The sequence below is a fragment of the Pseudalkalibacillus decolorationis genome (assembly GCF_024609785.1).
In the GTDB taxonomy this organism is placed as follows: domain Bacteria; phylum Bacillota; class Bacilli; order Bacillales; family Fictibacillaceae; genus Pseudalkalibacillus; species Pseudalkalibacillus decolorationis.
Genome location: NZ_JANHJQ010000010.1, coordinates 69,583 through 88,873, shown reverse-complemented (window position 1 = coordinate 88,873; position 19,291 = coordinate 69,583). Strand labels below are relative to the sequence as shown.

Genomic DNA, 19,291 nt, shown 5'->3' with positions numbered 1-19,291 from the left:
GGTAGACTATAATAAATAAAGGTTGATTAGAACAGGAATGAGGAAATTTTTATGTCAATATCCTTTGTAGTTGACAGTGCAAGTGACTATTTAGGACAGGAAGAAGCATTCGAAATGAAAAATCCAATCCATGTTGTTCCTTTAAATGTGAATTTTGAGGGTGAAGAAACTACCTATTTAGACGGTATGACAATAACTCATGAAGAGTTTTATGATAGGATGCGCAATTCAAAGTCTTTGCCAAAAACAAGCCAGCCTTCGCCTCAGCGCTTTTTTGAGGTATTTCAAAAATTAATAGCTAATGGTGAAACGGTGATCTATTTTGGTATTGCAAGCGAGCTTAGTGGCACATACCAAAGTGCAAATGTTGCAAAAGAAATGCTATCTGAACAAGAACAAAAACAATTATATATCATAGATACGGAAACTGTTTCAGCAGGCGTTCTTTATTTAGTTGAATATGCAGATATGTTAGCTTTAGAGGGTATGTCAGCTGAAGAAATATATAATAAGGTTGAAATTCGCAAAAAAAGTGTCGCAGGAATCATTCTTCTTGAAACATTAGAAAACCTAAAAAAGGGTGGACGTATTTCTGCACTCCAAGGTCGTATTGCTGGGATATTGAATATTAAGCCCCTGCTTAATATTAAGGCAGGGAAAGTGGAAACTCTTGAAAATTTTAGAGGTAAGAAGAAAGGGATTCGGAAGCTTGCAGAATTAATCCATGATTGGATGGCGGATCATGAAGAACTGTTAGTTGTCCATAGTTATCCTTCAAGGCAAGCTGTAATTGATACATTTAAGGAACAGTTTTCGTTTGATTCTTTTAAAAGGACGCGCTTTATAAAGCTAGGGAGCGTAATCGGAGCGTATGGCAGTGAAAATGCTATCGGAATAATTAAGTATTAACAGTCTGACTCATTCAGTCAGGCTGTTTTTATTTTGAAAGGATTTCCGTATAATCAAAGCGGACGCTTCGTATATATAATATATAAGGAGAACGATTCATGTACTAACTAGGTTGTTTTAACGTGGTAGTTGGGTCAGTTAAAAGTACTTCATTAACCTTTTCGTCCAATTTCTTAATCATTAAGCATGCACGTTCATTACTTATTGTACGATAATGATGCATTCCACCGGGTTCTTCATCTGCCTCATCTGCAAGCTTGACTACCTGTTGCAAGGGATCCAATTGAAGTGCTCCTTCGGGTAAGTAGGAATCTGTATGAAGCAAAATCGCCAGTGCAATTGCTTTTGCACTTTCACGATCCTCATCGAGTTCGATTAAGATTTTATGAGCACGCTCAGCTCCTTTAATTGCATGTATGTCGTTCGCTTTATAGAGATCATAATCCCATTCACCATTACGGTACCACGTATAGTGTCCAATATCATGGAGTAGTGCAGCCTTTGTCGCCAAATCTGGATTAACGTTATATTTTCTCGCTAGTGTAAGTGCATGATAGCTAGCGGCGATTGCATGGGCTACACCAGAACGTTTTAAATATTTTTGCGTTTGTGGGTTATGAAAAATATCATATAGTAACAATTTTCGCATGTCTAAACCTCCTTTAATTTCAAAGGGTGTAAAATGTCGCTATAGACCAACATTTTGAATTCCTCTTTTTAGTATATTGTTCAACACTATAGCACGATTGTACTTTGGTATCAAGCTTTTCAAATCAAAAATATTAAGGAATTATATTTATAAAATAAAAACGTGCCAAAAATAAAGAAAACTTGGTAAAGCCAAGCCCTTGGCGCCGGCCGAGCCTTAGTTGCGCTTATACTATAGAAAGTATTTTTTATACTTTCTTAACGTATAAAGAAAACTTGGTAAAGCCAAACCCTTGGCACCGGCCGAGCCTTAGTCGCGCTTATACTATAGAAAGTATTTTTATACTTTCTTAACGTGCAAGAAAAATATGTCGAAATATCCTTTTCATTAACCCAATTGTTTCCTATAATAGAATCATAGAGTTGATCAGCTGGGAGGAAAAAATAATGGGAATGATGAAGGTAGCCATGTCCCTGTTTTTGTTGTCATTTCCACAATGGGAACTAGCAGAAGCAAATCCAGAGAAAGAAGTCTCGTTACATACAGGAATTGAAACACATCTCATGAAAAGGGAACTTCCAAAACAACTGCCTCGCTTCATTTATGACTCAGGGTTAGAATTTACTTATCCGGATGCGGTTCGAGGGATATATGTCACAGGACATTCTGCTGGGGGAAGCCGGTTTGAGAAACTGGTCTCACTTATAGACAGATCGGACCTGAATGCTATGGTAATCGATATCAAGGATGATTATGGAAATATAACATATATCCCTGATAAAAATTCACCTCTTCACCCATATGGTAAACCATTTATTAAAGAGCCAAGGAAAATGTTGGAGGTGATGGAGAAACATAAGATTTATCCTATTGCCCGGGTAGTAGTGTTTAAGGATTCTATACTAGCGGAAAGAAAACCTGAACTTTCTTTCAAAGAAGGGAAAAAAATTTGGAAGAATGGTCGTGGTGAAGCTTTTGTTAGTCCATTTCAAAAAGAAGTTTGGGACTATAATGTGCAAGTTGCAATTGAAGCAGCAAAACTTGGCTTTGAAGAAATTCAATTCGACTATGTACGATTCCCTGAAGGGTTTGAACACCGTGGTGATGAATTGAATTACGATATGGGGGATTATAAGGACCTTGAACTTACGGATGTACAAAAACGAGTTAAAGCGGTTACGGACTTTGTAGCCTATGCTGAGAAACAATTAAAGCCATACGGTGTGAAGGTATCTGTTGATATATTCGGGTATACTGCAACATTACCTGCAGCTCCTGGGATCGGGCAAAATTTCACAAAGATCTCGGAACATGTCGATGTCATTTCTTCAATGATTTATCCGAGTCATTGGACGTCGTATTTTGGCATTGCAAAGCCGGACCTTGTCCCTTATAAGCTCGTCACTGAATATTCTAAGGTAGAGAATAAGAAGCTTAGTAAAATGGAAGATCCACCAATTTCTAGACCTTGGATTCAAGACTTCACTGCATCGTACCTCGGAAGTGGGAATTATCAAGTGTATGGTAAAGAAGAGGTCGAAGCACAGATTCGTGCGTTGAATGAGAATGGTATCGAGGAATTTTTGTTATGGGATGCTGGAAATACCTACACACCAAATGTGGATTATACACCTTTAAATTAAAGGAATACGTAATATGATTATCCTCTTAGTGCTCTCACGTATTAAGATACACGTTCTTTGAAAGAAAACGGAGTGGGAAATATCCCCACTCCGTTTTCTTACGTATTTCTTCGTTGGACTTTTCTCCAGCCTGTTTGGGTTTCCCTACTTTTTACTGCAAAGAACTGTCTCCTGCTTTTACCAAATAACCGAGATGCGGATCCATGTGTGATGACTCCCATAAACGCAGTCAAACCAATAATACATAGTGAAAGCAATGCTAAATCTACAAAGAATTGCATGAAGGATACCTCCTGTGAATGGTACATCCATCTTTATCTTATACTACTAGAAGATGTTCAAATAGTCACCTGGGTTATCAAGATTGTAGTTACTGAAAGTTGCGAATTAGCGCCTTTCAAATTCGTCGACTTTTTGATCTTATACGACTATTGTAAATGAAGTTTCAGGAGATGGAAAGAAGAGAATATTCTGAAATGGGAATTCAAATGACAACTTTGCCTACAGTAGACCATTTAGAGACAAGTGGAGGTTGTGTTATAATGGAAATGAAGAATCAAAAAAGAAAGGATAGATCTATGAACTGGTACGAAAAATTAAACCAATATTTTCCGATTGAAGAAATGAAATCAAAGCAACACATGGAATTGTTATTGAAAGAAAAGAGCGATGTATACCACAAGGATGAGGGCGAAAATCATGTGCTCATGTATGTCGAGTTTGAAGATTTTATCTTTATCGACTATATCTTTGTATCGGGTGCAGCACGCGGACAAGGAACTGGACGTAAGCTTTTGGAGAAACTAAAAGCGAAAGGAAAGCCTATTATTCTTGAAGTAGAACCAGTGGACTATGAGGATTCAGACACAGAAAAAAGGCTCCGCTTCTATAAACGAGAAGGTTTTACCCATGCAGAATCGATTGGATATCGTCGTCGCTCTCTTGCAACAAATGAAATAAACGAAATGGAAATTCTATTCTGGTCGCCAAATGCAGAATCCGAAGAGGTTATATATGAAAGTGTCAAGAAGACTTACGAGAAGATTCATACGTACAAAGATAAAGAGCTTTACGGAAAAACCTATCAGGATGTTGATGATGTTCTCACCTTTGAAGAGTGATAACATGAAAGGACGGTGAGTCAAATGAAACGCCGTACGAAAAATAAAAAGAAACGCGAATGGTTAAAAGATCTCCTCAAAAAAAGGCTTCGTGGTTGGAACCCACAACCCAATAATGGGCCTGCATCTCAATCAAAACATACTGCATGACATGAAAAAGGGTGACCTATGGAACCGGCTCCTGCGTATTGAAGAAGCCGATGTTACTTCCATTTTAAGGTCAACCCTTTTTATTTTTCACGTTAATAAAGTATAAAAATACTTTCTATAGTATAAGCGCAACTAAGGCGATCGCCTGCGCTAAGGCTTGGCGCTAGCCAAGTTTTCTTTATCTCACTCAACTATGATCTTTTCTTACAGATCGTCAACATTTGGTTAGTCTTTCTGTCTATCCTTTTTCTCAGTTCGTTTATGCTTAATGTAATCAAATTGATTGTAGACAACAGGTATGAATATAAGACTAATCAGTGTGCCAAACGTCAGACCAAAGATGATAACAATCGCCATAGGTTGTTGAATTTCGGTACCCTCTCCAATACCAAGCATCAAAGGAATTAAGCCTAACACCGTAGTTAATGTTGTCATTAAAATGGGGCGTAGACGGGCACGACCCGCTCGAACAAGTGCTCTCTCTGTTGATATACCTTTCTTTTTCAGAAGGTTAACATAGTCGATAAGAACGATGGCGTTATTAACGACAATCCCGCTTAATATTAATATTCCGACAAGTGAGCCAACGCCAAATGGTTGATTGGTAAGGAGCAGACCTGTGATGATTCCGATAACAGTTAATGGAATTGAAAGAAGAATGATAAACGGATAAAAGAATGATTCGAACTGCCCGGCCATGACCATGTAAATGAGTACGATTGCAAGGGCAAGTGCACCACTCAATTTCAGGAAAGCATCTTCCATTTGTTCGGTTTGTCCTCCGAATGTAATTGAGTATCCGGGCGGCAGATTAATCTCTCTTTTTACTTTTTCTTTTATATCTTCAATCACATTTCCGAGGTCTCGATCCAGTATTGAAGCTGTTATTCGAATTTCTCTTAAACGATCGGTTCTGTTAATTTGACTTGGACCTTTGCCAAAATCAATTTTGGCAATCGATTTTAATGAAATTAATTCATCAGTTGGTGTTACTAGTTGTAAGTTTTTCAAATCTTCTAATGAAGAAATTTGTTCCGGGTCAATTTGTAATTGGACATCAACTTGATCCCCACTGCGATTTAGAACAGTAGCAACGGTTCCATTTGTTGCATCTTGAATGGATTTTGACACCTGAGCGCTCGTTAGTCCGTAATAAGCAGCCTTAGTCCGATTCAGTTCAATTTCAATTTGAGGATTTCCTGTCTCGTAATTGGATGTAACTTCCCGGATCCCATTCACCTCATTGATTTCTTTCCTGACATTTTTAGAAATATCCTCGAGTGTTTTTAAATCAGGACCTGTAATTTCTAATGAAACGGGGTCTTCAGAAAATCCAGCATCGCTTGCTTCGACGGAAATTTCTGCACCTTTTACTTTGCTTAATGAGTTTCGAATTTCTTCAGCAACTTGAACGTCAGATTTGTTTCGTTCATTAATCGGATTTAACAAAATACTGTACATCGCCGTGTTTGTGTTGGAACCTGCCTGAATCGAAAAGTCGTTGGATCCACCGACAGTGACATAATAAAGATCGATCTCTTCCAGTTTTTCTAGTTGTTTATTTATTTTTTCTGTCTTTTCATAGGTTGCATCTGTTGAACTTCCTGGTGGTAGCTCCATCGAGAGATTGATATAGCTTTGGTCCTGTGCAGGTAAGAATTCAGTACCAATCAAGGGTATAGCAGACAACGAAACAGCAAGAAGGATTACTGTACCTATAATAACCCGTTTCGGATACTTCAAAGCTTTTTTTACCATATAGACATACCGTGTTTGAAAGCGACTATACTTCCCTTGAAATCGAGATGTTCCTTTCTTCAGTTTTAACAAGTTCGATGATAGCAATGGTACGATAATTAAGGCTGTAATGAGTGATGCAAGTAGGGCATAGGTTACACTTAAAGCAAGTGGTTTAAATAGTTGTGCTGCAAGACCGTCTACAAAAATGATCGGTAAGAAAACGACAATTGTTGTAAGTGTAGAAGCAATTACTGCTCCGCCAACTTCTTTCGTTCCATTTATTGCTGCCTTTTTAAGGGGGAGTCCTTTTTCTCGCAGGCGGTAAATGTTTTCAAGGATTACGATTGAATTATCAACAATCATTCCAACACCGAGGGCCAATCCGCCGAGTGTTAATAAATTTAAGGTTTGTCCTGAAAAGTACATGAAAATAAACGCTGTCATCACGGATATTGGAATCGAAAAGCCGATGATTAACGTACTTCGGATATTTCGTAAAAATAGAAATAGAACCCCAGCTGCAAGTAAGCTTCCAATCACCATATTCCAAATCACGGAATTAATGGATTGTTTAATAAATTTGGCTTGATTGAAAATCGTTTCTAATTGAACGTTTTCAGGCAGGTCCAGTGTTTCAAGTTCTGCTTCGATCTGGTTTACAACGGTAACTGTATTTTCACCGGATTGTTTCAAAATCGAGAGCCCGATGCTCGGTTTACCATTAAGATAACTGATTTGATCAGCAGGGGAAGTCGTTTCTTTAAGCTCAACAAGATTTTGTAGTTCGACGATCCCTTTTTCAGTAGGTATAGGTAATTGTTTTAACGTAATAAGTGATTCGAATTCACCAACGACACGGATTGGATATTGATATCCCTTTTCTTTAATTGATCCACTTGGAAGTGTAACATTTTCAGCTGCAAGGATGTTCCGGAGTGAATCGATTGTTAGTCCATGCTCCTTGAGCTTTTGAGGATCAATTGTTACATTTACTACCTTTTCTGTTCCCCCTTCAACGGTCACTGATGCAACACCAGCAACCGAATCAAGTACAGGTTTAATTTCATTTTCAACAAGCTTCTTGGCAGCAACTAAATCCCCTTCTGGTGCTTGTATTCCTAAACGAACGATAGGAAGGTCATTTGGGTTAAAGCGTAAGACTCTAGGCTGAGGGACATCAGGTGGAAGCTGTTCGCGAACTGCATCGAGTTGTTCACGCATTTTTAAGGCAGCAAAATCCATATCTGTTCCCCAGTCGTAGGATACGATAACGAGTGCACCTCCATTTCTTGATACGGAAGAGACACTTTCAACATTTGGGATCGTTCCCATGATGTTTTCGATTGGCTGAGCTAGAAGTTTTTCAACTTCTTCAGGACTTGCTCCATCATATGTAACTGTAACAGCAGCAACAGGAAATGTTAGATCAGGAAACAAATTTACAGGTGTATTCTTGACACTTACAGCGCCGATGATTAGCATGAACAAAATGACCATGCCCATAGCAACCGGGCGGAAGACAGATAATTGAATGATTTTCATTTATTCCACTCACTTTTTAAAACTAATTTTCGAACCATTTGTCAGCTGGTATTTACCGTTTGTGATGACAAGGTCTCCTTCTTTAAGTCCTGAATCGACCTGAACGACATCTTTTTGTTCTTTTTTGATGGTTATCCTTGTCTTGATTGCCTGGTGGTTTTTGGCGATAAATACATAAGTCTTTCCATCGTCGAAGAGCAAACTCTCAACGGGAAGTATTAGGGCGTTTTTGTTGCTGTAGGTCATAAATGTACCTGTAGCAAGTTCTCCAGACTTTATCCGATCATTTGTTTTTCCGAGTGGAACTGTAACGGTGTATGTATTAGTCTGTTTATTCACTTCATTAGATATAGACTGTATGGTTCCATTGTATGTTTGGTTTGATTCACCAGTGGATACGATAGAGTTCATCTTTTCTTTTAAAAGGGCAACCTGATGTTTATTGGCACTAAAAACGGCTTTCACGTTGTTTTTCCCTGAAACGATTGCAAGGGGCTGAGAGGGGAGAGCCGGCATACCTTCCGTTACATTGATTTCACTAATTGTTCCACTGATCGGTGCGGTTATCGTTGTTGCTTGGATTGCTTTTGATGCCTGATTGACTCCAGCTCTTGCTTGCTGTAGTTGTTGATTTACTAAGTTAAGAGCTGAGCTTGTAGTTGGTGTACCTTGTGGGCTTAACGTTTGCAGCTCCTCTAAAGCACCAATGACATCTTTCTTAAGCTCTTGCTGTTCCGGAATTTCTGCTTTTTGAACTTGTTCAATGGAAGAGTTGATTATACTTTTGATTTGGGCTTGCGCTGCTTGTTGTTGACCGACGATCCCCTGTAGTTCTATTTTTGTATTCTCAAGAGTGTTTACTATTGAAGTAGCTTGTGAAAGTTGTTGTTTTAATTGACTATTCTCAAGAGTGAATAAAACCGTTCCCTTTTCTACATCGTCTCCATTATGGACATGTATTTTGGCAATTGGTAATGCTGTTTTCGAAGTAACAACCTCTTGCCGTGACGGTACGAGCTTACCGACTAGCTCTACCGAAGATTTAAAAGTACCGCGTTCAATCTTGGAAACGTCAACAGGAATTGCGTTTTTCGATAGCTGATCACTTGTAATTGTATCATCGGAACAGGCTGTTAGCAGGACGAGAAGGGCAGGGATGATTAATTTTGTTTTCATCGTGTATTTCACTCCGTTTGAATGTTTAAAGTTAGTTGATGAGGGAATAGAATGAATGAACTCATTATACCTCATGTTTAATTGTGTGTTCAAAAAGTAGACGAATCATGAATTGAAACTTATCAATACCCCTATCATCCTTATAGAAATTGTAGTATAATATAAAATATGATTAAATAATCTTTTTAAAGTAACTTGCTTATGCGTAGACTGAGCCTTAGTTGCATCTTTACTCTAGAAAAGTATTTATATACTTTCTAATGTGTGAAGTAAGATTGTTTTTAATTTTATATTTTAAATCAGGAAGGAGTCGATCCTTATGGTTAAATTATATACATCACCAAGCTGTACTTCATGTAGAAAGGCTAGAGCATGGTTGGAAGAACATGAGATCCCTTTTCATGAGAGGAATATTTTCTCAGAACCCCTTTCAATCACAGAATTGAAGGAAATTCTCCGAATGACGGAGGAAGGCACAGATGAGATTATTTCTAAACGTTCAAAAACGTTTCAGGAATTGAATATAAATCTCGAAACAATGCCGCTTCAAGATTTGTTTGAATTGATGAGTGAGAATCCAGGACTTCTAAGGAGACCAATTCTCATTGACGAAAAACGACTTCAAGTAGGTTATAACGAAGATGAAATTCGCCGTTTCCTACCAAGAAAAGTACGTACGTTCCAACTACAAGAAGCACAGAAGATGGTAAACTAATTAAGGGATGGGTTGACTGTAAATCAGTTAACCCATTTTGTTTTTTTTCCCAAAAACGATAAAAAGAACCTTACCGGAGTAACTATTCATCCCCTTTGAGGTTCTTCTGCTTAATTGTATAAAAATGTAAATTCGGTATTTACACGTTTTTTGGACGTGCTTTTGAGCGCTTTGTAAACCATCCTGCAAGTAAGATGCCACCGATAACAACTATATATATAAGTAGTTTAAGTCCAAAGTTGTCTCCGATCCAGTTATGAACTACTTCCTCTTCCATAATCATTCCTGCTGAAGTAAAACCTAAAATAGCGGCTCCAATGTAGATAATAGAAGGGTACTTTTCCATGAAATGAAGGATTAATTTACTTCCCCATATAATGATCGGTACAGATACAAGAAGACCAATGATGACGAGAAGAATATTGCCGTGTGCAGCCCCTGCAATCGCGAGTACATTATCGACACCCATGACGACATCGGCAACTACAATTGTACGAATTGCTTCAACTAGGGTTGTCCCACCTTTGATATCTGCGTCGTGATTGTCATCTGCTAGCAAGTTGTAAGCGATGTAGACTAGTAATAATCCCCCGATTAACATTAGGAATGGGATTTTAAGTAGATAAACAGCTACAATCGTCAGGAGCACTCGTACAGCAATCGCAAGCCCAGTACCAATGAAAATGGCTTTGTTTCTTTGGTGATCAGGTAAGTTTCTGCTGGCTAGAGCAATGACGATTGCATTATCTCCACCGAGTACGATATCGATAGCAATAATTGATAATAAAGCAACTAAAAATTCAGAATCAAAAATCAAAAAAAAGCTCCTTTCTGTTATTGCACTTGACGTTCTTTATGAATCCACGTACAATCAGTAACAAAAACTATGTAGACCCAACTAACGTTGAAATTATAAGATAGTTTTATTGTACAGTCAAGTGACGATATAGTTAACGAGGGCCTATTTGTGAATAAAATGTAAAAATGGTCATGCATTTTTATTTCATTATCCTCCTATTTATCATAGAATAGAAGTACAAGAAACTCTACTCCTAATCATGGATTTAACTATTACTATAACTGGGCATACCTAATTGTATTGAGTTAACCAAATTTGCTGAACAGGGGTTTAAAATCTCTTCCAGGTGATAATCTGGATCGAAGGGAGAGAAACACCATGGAAATAGAACGTGTAAACGAGTATACGATTAAGTTTTTTATAACGTATCATGACATAGAAACACGTGGTTTTGATAAAGAAGAAATCTGGCAGAACCGTGAACGGGGTGAAGAATTGTTCTGGGAAATGATGGATGAGGCCCATCAGCAGGAGCAATTTTCATTAGAAGGCCCACTTTGGATCCAAGTTCAAGCACTTGATAAAGGGCTTGAAATTTTAGTTACACGAGCTTCTCTCTCGCAGGATGGTTCTAAGCTAGAGCTTCCAATATCTGATGATAAACCGCTGGATGTTCCTGTAGATGAAAATATCGAGAAGATGCTTGATCAGCAGTTTAACTCAGACGATGTCAAGGCAGACGTGGAACTGGAAACGGATGATGAGGATTACTTATCTTTCATGCTGCGTTTTACAGACATTGAGGACCTCATCGCATTAAGCCATTATGTTCAAACTGAATCGTTTGAGGATACACTTTATCACTATGACAACAAATATTATCTTTACGTAACCTTTTATGATGCTTATAGTGAAACAGAGCAGGACAACGTATTGAGTCAAATATTAGAATTCGGTGATGAGGCAGATGTCACAATCCATCGATTGGAAGAGTACGGTAAAATTATTATTAAGGAAAATGCAATTGAACAACTCAATGAGAAGTTTCCGCTACAATAGTCAGACGCCGAATTCAGTTTAGGGTTCGGCGTCTTCGTATACATAACAGCCATTTTATTACTAGCTAATTGAAGATTGAAGATTGAAGGATGAGGAACCGATGTTTAAGAAGACCTTGCAAGTGAGCTTATTTATCGTTCTGTTAGTAAGCATCTTTATTATTACAAAACCTTACTGGGAAAGTTGGATTTTTGGATTATTAAGTGTTTTCTTCTCTTTTTCTGCCCTATTTATTGGTATCGTTATTTTCCTTGAGAACCGTCATCCGTCTCAAACCCTAACATGGATTGTCGTTCTTGCCGCCTTTCCATTTGTTGGCTTTTTCTTCTATTTGCTATTTGGTCAGAATTACCGTAAGAAGAAAATGTTCACTCAAAAAGCACTAACCGATGAGGAGACTTTTTCGAGATTTGAACAAAATCGCGCGATTAATAATGCACAATTTGAAATGATGGGGGATCATCAGCGTCTTTTATTTCAGTTGGCACAAAAACTAGGGAAAAGTCCGATTTCTTTTAATTCGCATACCCGAGTATTAACGAATGGCAAAGAAACGTATACGTGCATTCTAGAGAGTTTACGAAATGCGAAGGAACATATCCATCTGGAGTATTATATTGTTCGTGATGATCTTATTGGAAGACAGCTCCAAACACTTTTGATTGAAAAGGCTCGTGAAGGTGTGGAAGTCCGTTTTTTATATGATGGAGTCGGTAGCTGGAAGCTTTCCCAAGAATATATCGATGATCTTAAAACTGCAGGTGTTCATGTCGAACCCTTTTTACCAGTAAAGCTTCCGTTTTTCAACAACAAAATCAATTATCGTAACCACCGTAAAATTATTGTCATCGACGGTCAGACGGCCTTTGTAGGCGGGTTAAACATTGGCGATGAATATTTAGGTTTGAATCCAAGTTATGGATTTTGGAGAGATACACACCTATGGGTGAGTGGGGAGGCTGCTCGGAGTTTACAGCTTATCTTCTTACAAGATTGGTTTTCAATGACTGGAGAAACGTTATTAAGTCCTAAGTACCTCTCTCCGAAGATATTGGACCATAAAACTTCAGGTGGGGTACAGATGATTTCAGGTGGGCCGGATCATCAATGGGATGTAATCAAGAAGTTGTTTTTTTCAATGATCATTTCAGCAAAACGGTCGATCTGGATCACGTCGCCGTACTTTATACCTGATGAGGATATTTTACATGCATTACGAGTGGCTGCGCTTAGCGGCCTCGATGTTCGTGTTCTTGTTCCTGCTAAACCGGACAAGCGGTTGCCCTTCTATGCGTCAAGGTCGTATTTCCCAGGTTTGTTGGAGGCGGGTGTAAAGATTTACGAATATCGTAAAGGGTTTCTCCATAGTAAAATTATGATTGTAGATAATGAGCTTGCTTCAATCGGGACAGCAAATATGGATATGAGAAGTTTCCATTTAAATTTTGAAGTGAATGCCTTTTTATATCGGACAAAGAGTACTTTACGGTTGGTTGATGATTACATGCAGGATCTTGAGGATTCTACAGAAGTGCTTTTAGAAACGTTTCAAAAACGGTCTATTTATTATAAGCTGATTGAATCTACTTCACGGCTGCTTTCACCACTCCTATAATTTCAGATCACTTAAAAAAAGGATTTCCGCATTTTTGAACGAATAGAACAAGGAATTACATATAGAGAGGTGATGCTATGCTCCTTGGCAAATCCGCAAGCGGTCAGTTGATTAACCTTGCTGAACCATGGTGTAGGAAAGATTTAGAACGAATTCGAAAGACTGAACTATTTAGCTGTCCAACCTGTGCTGAGAAGGTACAATTGAAGCTTGGAACGAAACGAATTTGGCACTTTGCACATTTTGATATCTCAGGCTGCGTTGGACTGCATGAACCGGAATCGATGTACCATCTGACTGCAAAGAGACAACTGTACAACTGGCTAAAAGAGATTCATCCATTTGTTGAAATGGAACCTTATCTGAAAAGGTTGAAACAACGCCCCGATCTTCTTCTAAGAAAGGACTCCGCCATTCACGCTATTGAGTTCCAATGCTCTTCGATCCCCGATGAAATTCTTCAGAAGCGGACGAGAACGTACCGAAGTCACAACATTGATCCATATTGGATATTAGGGCATACACGCTTATCGAACAAATCTGACTGTGTATTTCGAATGGATGACGTTGCCTGGAATGCGATCCGTTGTCACGGAAAAAATGATCCTTATCTCATTTATTACTCCCCAAGAACTCAGCAATTCCTTCAACTACAATCGATTATTCCTTTCTCTTCACGAACTGTATTTGCAAGCTTAGATACTCAAAGCTTATCCAACGCATCATTTCCGCTTGTTACTGATCTAGACACTCATCGGTTTCCTCAATCCTTTATCCAACCATGGAAAAATCTTCTCCAGCAAACCCGCATGTACATTCATTTAAGTCGCGATCCAGCAGTTTATTCACTAAAAGCCCGATTTGTAGAAAAGGGTATTCCTGCAAGTCTTTTTCCTGTGGAAGCAGGGATTCCTTCGAAGTTTTTGTACTGGTTCCAATCACCCGCCTATGTTTGGCAATCTCGGTTTATTATTGAATTGATCGATCCAGTTCCAGTTGGTCAATCGATTGATTTTCAGCAGGTGTATCGTTATTTTCTTAATCTTCTTGATACATATAAGCTGAAAAGAAGGTTTTTGACGATAAAAACGAACTCTCATATTTCATTTGCAATTATGGATTATTTGAATTGGTTAGCATTGTTAGGTGTTTTAAAGCGAAGGTCTGCCACACAATTTCTGAAGGTAAGAGATATAATTTATCCCTCTACAATTGCAGAGGCTAATCAAAAGCTGGGAGAAATATTGAAGACCATTTCTACAAACTAATTTTTGTCATAACAGAAAAAGGAATCGAAATGAATACATCGAATTTCTATTAGAAGGTAAAGAAACCTTGGCTAGCGCCAAGCCTTAACGTAGGCTATTGCCTTAGTTACGCTTATACTATAGAAAGTATAAAACAAGTGGAATGTTTGAACAGAAGAATCGTTCCATATATACTCAATACAAAGAGATATTGTAATTTCAATTAATGACATGATTGTACTAAAAGGAGGAGCAGTCAATATGGCAGAACAAAGTGTGAAATCGTTACCAAAAAGAGATGAAATCCCGGTAGAGGATACGTGGAATCTTGAAGATATCTTTGAAACCGACGAACGATGGGAAGAAGAATTTAAACAGGTAAAACAACTGATACCTGAAATTGATCAGTACCAAGGGCGTTTAGGTGATTCCGCAGAGACTTTATATGAAGCAATGCAGCTGCAGGATGAAATAACAATGAGGCTAGGTAAGTTATATACATATGCCCATATGAGATATGATCAAGATACAACAAACTCGTTTTATCAAGGTTTAAATGACAGAGCGGCCAATTTAGCAACAGATACAAGTAGTCACTTATCTTATATTGTTCCTGAAATTTTATCTCTTAAAGAAGATACAATTCTTTCCTTCGTTAAAGAGCATGATGGTTTAAAGTTATATGAGCATTTCCTTGATGAGGTCAACCGGAGTCGACCACACGTGCTTTCAAAGAAAGAAGAAGCACTTCTTGCTGGAGTTGGAGAAGTCACGAATAGTGCCAGCAATACGTTCGGTATGCTGAACAACGCAGATATGAAATTTCCTACAGTTAAAGATGATAGCGGAGACGAAGTTGAAATTACCCACGGAAGGTATATTCGATTTCTTGAAAGTGATCAACGCGAAGTACGAGAGAATGCCTTTAAGGCGATGTATGAATCGTACGATAAATTTAAAAACACGTTTGCTAGCACATTAAGTGGAACAGTAAAAAAAGACAATTTTTATGCGAAGGTACGGAATTACGACTCTGCACGTCATGCAGCACTTGACCATAATAACATTCCAGAAAAGGTTTACGATAACCTCGTGACAACCGTCAATGATAATCTACATTTGTTACACCGTTATGTCAAGTTGAGAAAAAAGGCGCTTGGTTTAGACGAACTACATATGTATGATTTGTATACTCCAATCGTTAAAGATGTAAAAATGGAGATTCCATATGAAGAAGCAAAAGACCTTGTACTTAAAAGTCTTGAGCCAATGGGAGAAGAGTATGTCAACATCGTTCGTGAAGGTTACGAAAAACGTTGGATCGATGTACAAGAAAATGCGGGAAAAAGAAGTGGCGCCTATTCATCAGGAGCTTTCGGAACGATGCCTTATATTTTGATGAACTGGCAGGATAATGTGAACAATCTATTTACATTGACTCATGAAATCGGGCACTCCGTCCATAGCTACTATACTCGGGAATCTCAAGCCTATCCTTATGCCAATTATTCGATCTTTGTAGCAGAGGTTGCATCCACGTGTAATGAAGCTTTGTTAAACAACTATCTGCTCGAACATACGGAGGATAGGAAGAACAAGCTCTACCTATTGAACCACCTATTAGAAGGGTTTAGAGGCACTGTATTCCGCCAGACAATGTTCGCAGAGTTTGAACAGCTTATTCATGAAAAGGCAGCGGAGGGAGAAGCACTTACACCGGACCTCTTTACTAAAATGTATTATGAACTAAACCAGAAATATTTCGGGGATGATATTGTAATCGATGAAGAGATTGGTTTGGAATGGGCTAGAATCCCTCACTTCTATTACAACTTTTATGTGTATCAGTATGCGACGGGATTCAGTGCGGCTGCATCACTATCAAAACAGCTTCTTGATGAAGGGAAGCCTGCTGTTGATCGTTACCTCAATTTCTTAAAGGCAGGAAGTTCCGATTATCCAATTGAGGTTTTAAAGAAAGCTGGCGTTGATATGACAAGCAGTAAGCCAATTGAGGAAGCATTAACGGTATTCGAATCCGTGTTAGGTGAAATGGAACAGCTACTTTTTGAAGATGAGTAGAGAAAAGGTATGGGGGGCTAACTCTTTATTAGGAGTTATGCCCCCTTTCAAATAAATTCAGGTTAGTTTCGTTCTTCTGTTCATTGGGAGGACTTAAATCCTTTAAAACTACGTCTATGATTGAACCGATATATGTTAAAAAAGATCGATAGGAACAGTAGAGGAGTAGCGATAAATAGAGGAACCATCCTCATGAAGCCAAAGACAACAAGAATAAATGATCCAATTATTGATAAGATTCCAATCATTGTCCAAACGTTTGAGCTCATCTTCATAACCCCTTTCAATAACAGTTTATGAGATTAGATTAAAAAAATATGCTGAAGTTTAGTTGCAGGGTGTGAGCGAAAAATGCGAAATAGGAGTGGCGTAATTATTATGATTGAGAACACCGTTGCCTTAATTAAAAGGGAGCGCGGTAAAGAGGTCTACTACGTGATTCCTGGAGGAGGGATTGAGTTCAGGGGAGACACCGGAGCAGTCTGCAGTTAGAGAGCTTATGAGGAGCTTGGTGTACAGGTGCAAACTGGAACTCTATGCTACTTAAACAGAAAAGAGTCTGATTCATCATGAATCAGACTCTTTTACCTCCATTAAAATCCTATAATAATTGCAACACATGTATATAATTAAAATGATTAAAAGCATTGAATATGAAGTTTCTAGTACTCACTTTTCTTCAACATATCGCCAAAACGTACCATGCTTAACAGGGACTCGCTCTACGCGTTGCAGTAAGACAAGTTTTTTAAGTTCCTTTTCGACTTCACCTCTTGTTAGGTTATATACCTCTGCAACCTCCTGAGTTGCAACGAACGAATACTTTTTTAGAAAGTTTAAAATTGTTGGTGGAGCATTTTTATTCGGTTTGTTCCCAAGTAATTCCTCAAGGATATGGACGTAAATTTCAAAAGGATACATTCCCGTAATTTTAATGCCTTCTTCAGACGTATTGCTAAAAAACACTAGGGACGGCAATTGGTTTACTTCCATTTCTCTTGTGGTTTTTACATCACACTGAAAGGCTTTTACCGAATCTTCGGAATGCAGGTCTTTTTGAAACTCATGTAAATCAAGACCCGCTTCTAGGGCACAAGATTCAAGAACCTCAAGCTTGCTTATGTTTTGTTTCTGTAAAAACAAAACCTCTCGAAGCTTCCGTAAAAAGTGAACACCAGCTCCCCTACCTTGTAGTTCTGCAGCTTTTACTGCAATCGAGGCGATATACGGTGTTTTAATCGGATCCTCGAACCACAAATCACCATCGCAAGACATTCCTGAACGATTGGCTGTCTTTTCCCAACTTTTTGCGACTTCCTCATGAGTACAAATCCCACTTCGTTTTCGAAGAACGCTATTCCAATAATCAAGTCGACCTCCCATTAAGTGACGAAGACGAAAATATTGACCATATTCAATTTGTAACTTTTTCAGGATAGGCTCGAGTCCCCAGCACTCTGGACAAAGCGGGTCCACGAACGAATAAATTTCAATAGGCCGACTGAGACCTGTAGGTAAAATACCAAAATCATGTTGGGCCTGTGAGGACTCATCTTGATCCTTCGCCCCAGCTTTGTGCATAGTCAATGGTTATTCTCCTTTCTACCGCTCTTATTCAGGATGGTTAACCATGTGGTAGGCCGTCATCGTTAAACGGCTTAAAAGTTGTTCTTTCATGGAACTGTCCAATTCTATTTCATCTATTGCACTCTTCATACATGAGAGCCATGCTTCTGCACGTTGAGGCGTGATCTTAAACGGCATATGTCTTGCTCGAAGCATTGGATGACCATGTTCTTGTGAATACAATGGTGGTCCGCCTAAGAATTGAGTTAGGAATTGTTTCTGCTTCCTCATCGTTTCTGTTAAATCATCGGGAAAGATGGGTGCTAGATCCGGATGAGCTTGGACCTTTGGATAAAATGCTTCAACAAGACGTTCGATGGTTTCTCTACCACCGAATACATCAAAAGGATTCGTTCCATTTGGGTTTGTCATTTAAACTACCTACCTTATTTTGTACCAAGATGTTATTACTTATTTTAGCAATGCAGGTCATAATAGGGCAAACAATCTGATTGAACCAATTTTGTCCATAAAAAAGAAGCCGATCGTATCCGTTAATCGACCTCTAATTTATGTGGGAATCAGACCTATTTTACACTCGGAATTTCTAGATGACTTGATAAGATGCCATTACTTTATGTACATAGTTCCTTGTTTCTGTGAATGGAGGTATACCATCATATTTGTCTACATTCTCTGGGCCTGCATTATAGGCGGCAAGAGCTGTTTGGATATTTCCATCGTACCGATCTAGCATTTGTTTCAAGTATTTTGTACCACCCATGATGTTTTCTCTTGGGTTATAAGGATTGGCGACACCAAGCCCCTCTGCGGTCGCTGGCATTAGTTGCATCAAACCCATGGCACCAGCAGGGCTTGTACTCAATGGATTAAAGCTAGATTCCTGTTTTATGACCGACTGAATTAAGCGTGGATCAACACTGTACGTTTCTGCCGCTTCTTGTATGTATGTATCAAAAGGACTCTTCCCCGTTTTTGTGTCGGCACTAGCTGATTGTACATTGACCTGATTAACAGTTTGTGTACCTAAAGGAAGTGTGCTTGTTATAGGAGCACGGTTCACTAACCCTTGATCCTTTGATTGAATGGCAGACTGAAGTTCAGCTTTAAAGATGTCCATCCAAACTGTAGGTGGGAAGCTTGTCATCCCTGAGCTAATATTCATTTGCCTTAATGACTGTATCTCTAACAGAGACTTAATTAATTGACTGTTCATCAGATCCCTACTTTCTACCGTTACCTTATTTTATCAGAGAA

The 19,291-nt window shown here is 38.6% G+C and carries 18 protein-coding genes; 9 read left to right on the top strand and 9 right to left on the bottom strand.

The features are described from left to right. Positions 1-51 precede the first annotated feature (51 nt). The gene (locus NON16_RS11390; protein WP_257349149.1) at positions 52-909 is read left to right on the top strand and encodes a DegV family protein; all 858 of its coding nucleotides are present in this window, start codon (positions 52-54) and stop codon (positions 907-909) included. A 103-nt stretch (positions 910-1,012) separates the two neighbouring features. Here NON16_RS11390 and NON16_RS11385 read toward each other — a convergent pair whose 3' ends face one another. Beyond that, the gene (locus tag NON16_RS11385) at positions 1,013-1,558 is read right to left on the bottom strand and encodes an HD domain-containing protein (RefSeq protein WP_257349148.1); all 546 of its coding nucleotides are present in this window, start codon (positions 1,556-1,558) and stop codon (positions 1,013-1,015) included. A gap of 452 nt (positions 1,559-2,010) precedes the next feature. Here NON16_RS11385 and NON16_RS11380 point away from each other — a divergent pair, with 452 nt between their 5' ends. Then, complete coding sequence (locus NON16_RS11380) at positions 2,011-3,201, top strand: putative glycoside hydrolase (RefSeq protein ID WP_372508795.1); 1,191 nt, start codon at positions 2,011-2,013, stop codon at positions 3,199-3,201. A gap of 98 nt (positions 3,202-3,299) precedes the next feature. Here NON16_RS11380 and NON16_RS11375 read toward each other — a convergent pair whose 3' ends face one another. Then, the gene (locus tag NON16_RS11375) at positions 3,300-3,482 is read right to left on the bottom strand and encodes a hypothetical protein (protein ID WP_257349146.1); all 183 of its coding nucleotides are present in this window, start codon (positions 3,480-3,482) and stop codon (positions 3,300-3,302) included. A gap of 297 nt (positions 3,483-3,779) precedes the next feature. Between NON16_RS11375 and NON16_RS11370 the strand changes: the two genes are divergently transcribed. After that, complete coding sequence (locus NON16_RS11370) at positions 3,780-4,322, top strand: GNAT family N-acetyltransferase (RefSeq protein ID WP_257349263.1); 543 nt, start codon at positions 3,780-3,782, stop codon at positions 4,320-4,322. Positions 4,323-4,697: 375 nt separating this feature from the next. On the opposite strand, the gene NON16_RS11365 is transcribed toward NON16_RS11370, so the two are convergent. Beyond that, positions 4,698-7,754, bottom strand: a complete 3,057-nt coding sequence (locus NON16_RS11365) for an efflux RND transporter permease subunit (RefSeq protein ID WP_257349145.1) — start codon at positions 7,752-7,754, stop codon at positions 4,698-4,700. Between the two features lie 9 nt (positions 7,755-7,763). After that, positions 7,764-8,930, bottom strand: coding sequence for an efflux RND transporter periplasmic adaptor subunit (locus NON16_RS11360; RefSeq protein WP_257349144.1), 1,167 nt, complete (start codon positions 8,928-8,930; stop codon positions 7,764-7,766). A 319-nt stretch (positions 8,931-9,249) separates the two neighbouring features. On the opposite strand from NON16_RS11360, the gene spxA reads away from it, so the two are divergent. After that, a complete protein-coding gene (gene spxA, locus NON16_RS11355; protein WP_257349143.1) occupies positions 9,250-9,645 on the top strand; it encodes a transcriptional regulator SpxA in 396 nt (131 codons plus the stop codon). A 139-nt stretch (positions 9,646-9,784) separates the two neighbouring features. On the opposite strand, the gene NON16_RS11350 is transcribed toward spxA, so the two are convergent. After that, positions 9,785-10,462, bottom strand: a complete 678-nt coding sequence (locus NON16_RS11350; protein ID WP_257349142.1) for a TerC family protein — start codon at positions 10,460-10,462, stop codon at positions 9,785-9,787. A 360-nt stretch (positions 10,463-10,822) separates the two neighbouring features. On the opposite strand from NON16_RS11350, the gene mecA reads away from it, so the two are divergent. The 4 genes from mecA (at position 10,823) to pepF (ending at position 16,447) form a co-directional block, all read left to right on the top strand. Beyond that, on the top strand, positions 10,823-11,503 hold the full coding sequence (mecA, locus tag NON16_RS11345) for an adaptor protein MecA (protein ID WP_257349141.1): 681 nt from the start codon (positions 10,823-10,825) through the stop codon (positions 11,501-11,503). Positions 11,504-11,603: 100 nt separating this feature from the next. After that, complete coding sequence (gene cls / locus NON16_RS11340) at positions 11,604-13,118, top strand: cardiolipin synthase (protein WP_257349139.1); 1,515 nt, start codon at positions 11,604-11,606, stop codon at positions 13,116-13,118. A gap of 77 nt (positions 13,119-13,195) precedes the next feature. Continuing rightward, on the top strand, positions 13,196-14,386 hold the full coding sequence (locus NON16_RS11335) for a competence protein CoiA (protein ID WP_257349138.1): 1,191 nt from the start codon (positions 13,196-13,198) through the stop codon (positions 14,384-14,386). 240 nt (positions 14,387-14,626) lie between these two features. After that, positions 14,627-16,447, top strand: a complete 1,821-nt coding sequence (pepF, locus tag NON16_RS11330) for an oligoendopeptidase F (RefSeq protein WP_257349137.1) — start codon at positions 14,627-14,629, stop codon at positions 16,445-16,447. An 80-nt stretch (positions 16,448-16,527) separates the two neighbouring features. Here the strand turns inward: pepF and NON16_RS11325 are convergent, their stop codons facing one another. Next, positions 16,528-16,716 (bottom strand): hypothetical protein, encoded by a 189-nt coding sequence (locus NON16_RS11325; RefSeq protein WP_257349136.1) that lies wholly within the window; start codon positions 16,714-16,716, stop codon positions 16,528-16,530. A gap of 82 nt (positions 16,717-16,798) precedes the next feature. Between NON16_RS11325 and NON16_RS11320 the strand changes: the two genes are divergently transcribed. Next, positions 16,799-16,939 carry an NUDIX hydrolase gene (locus NON16_RS11320; protein WP_257349135.1) on the top strand — a complete coding sequence of 47 codons (141 nt, stop codon included), beginning with the start codon at positions 16,799-16,801 and terminating at the stop codon, positions 16,937-16,939. Positions 16,940-17,116: 177 nt separating this feature from the next. On the opposite strand, the gene NON16_RS11315 is transcribed toward NON16_RS11320, so the two are convergent. The 3 genes from NON16_RS11315 to NON16_RS25475 form a co-directional block, all read right to left on the bottom strand. After that, the gene (locus tag NON16_RS11315; RefSeq protein WP_308216605.1) at positions 17,117-18,028 is read right to left on the bottom strand and encodes a ClpXP adapter SpxH family protein; all 912 of its coding nucleotides are present in this window, start codon (positions 18,026-18,028) and stop codon (positions 17,117-17,119) included. A 30-nt stretch (positions 18,029-18,058) separates the two neighbouring features. Then, the gene (locus NON16_RS11310; protein ID WP_257349133.1) at positions 18,059-18,445 is read right to left on the bottom strand and encodes a globin domain-containing protein; all 387 of its coding nucleotides are present in this window, start codon (positions 18,443-18,445) and stop codon (positions 18,059-18,061) included. 175 nt (positions 18,446-18,620) lie between these two features. Next, entirely contained in the window at positions 18,621-19,250 is a 630-nt protein-coding gene (locus tag NON16_RS25475) for a lytic transglycosylase domain-containing protein (protein WP_308216601.1), read from the bottom strand. Between the last annotated feature and the right edge of the window lie 41 nt (positions 19,251-19,291).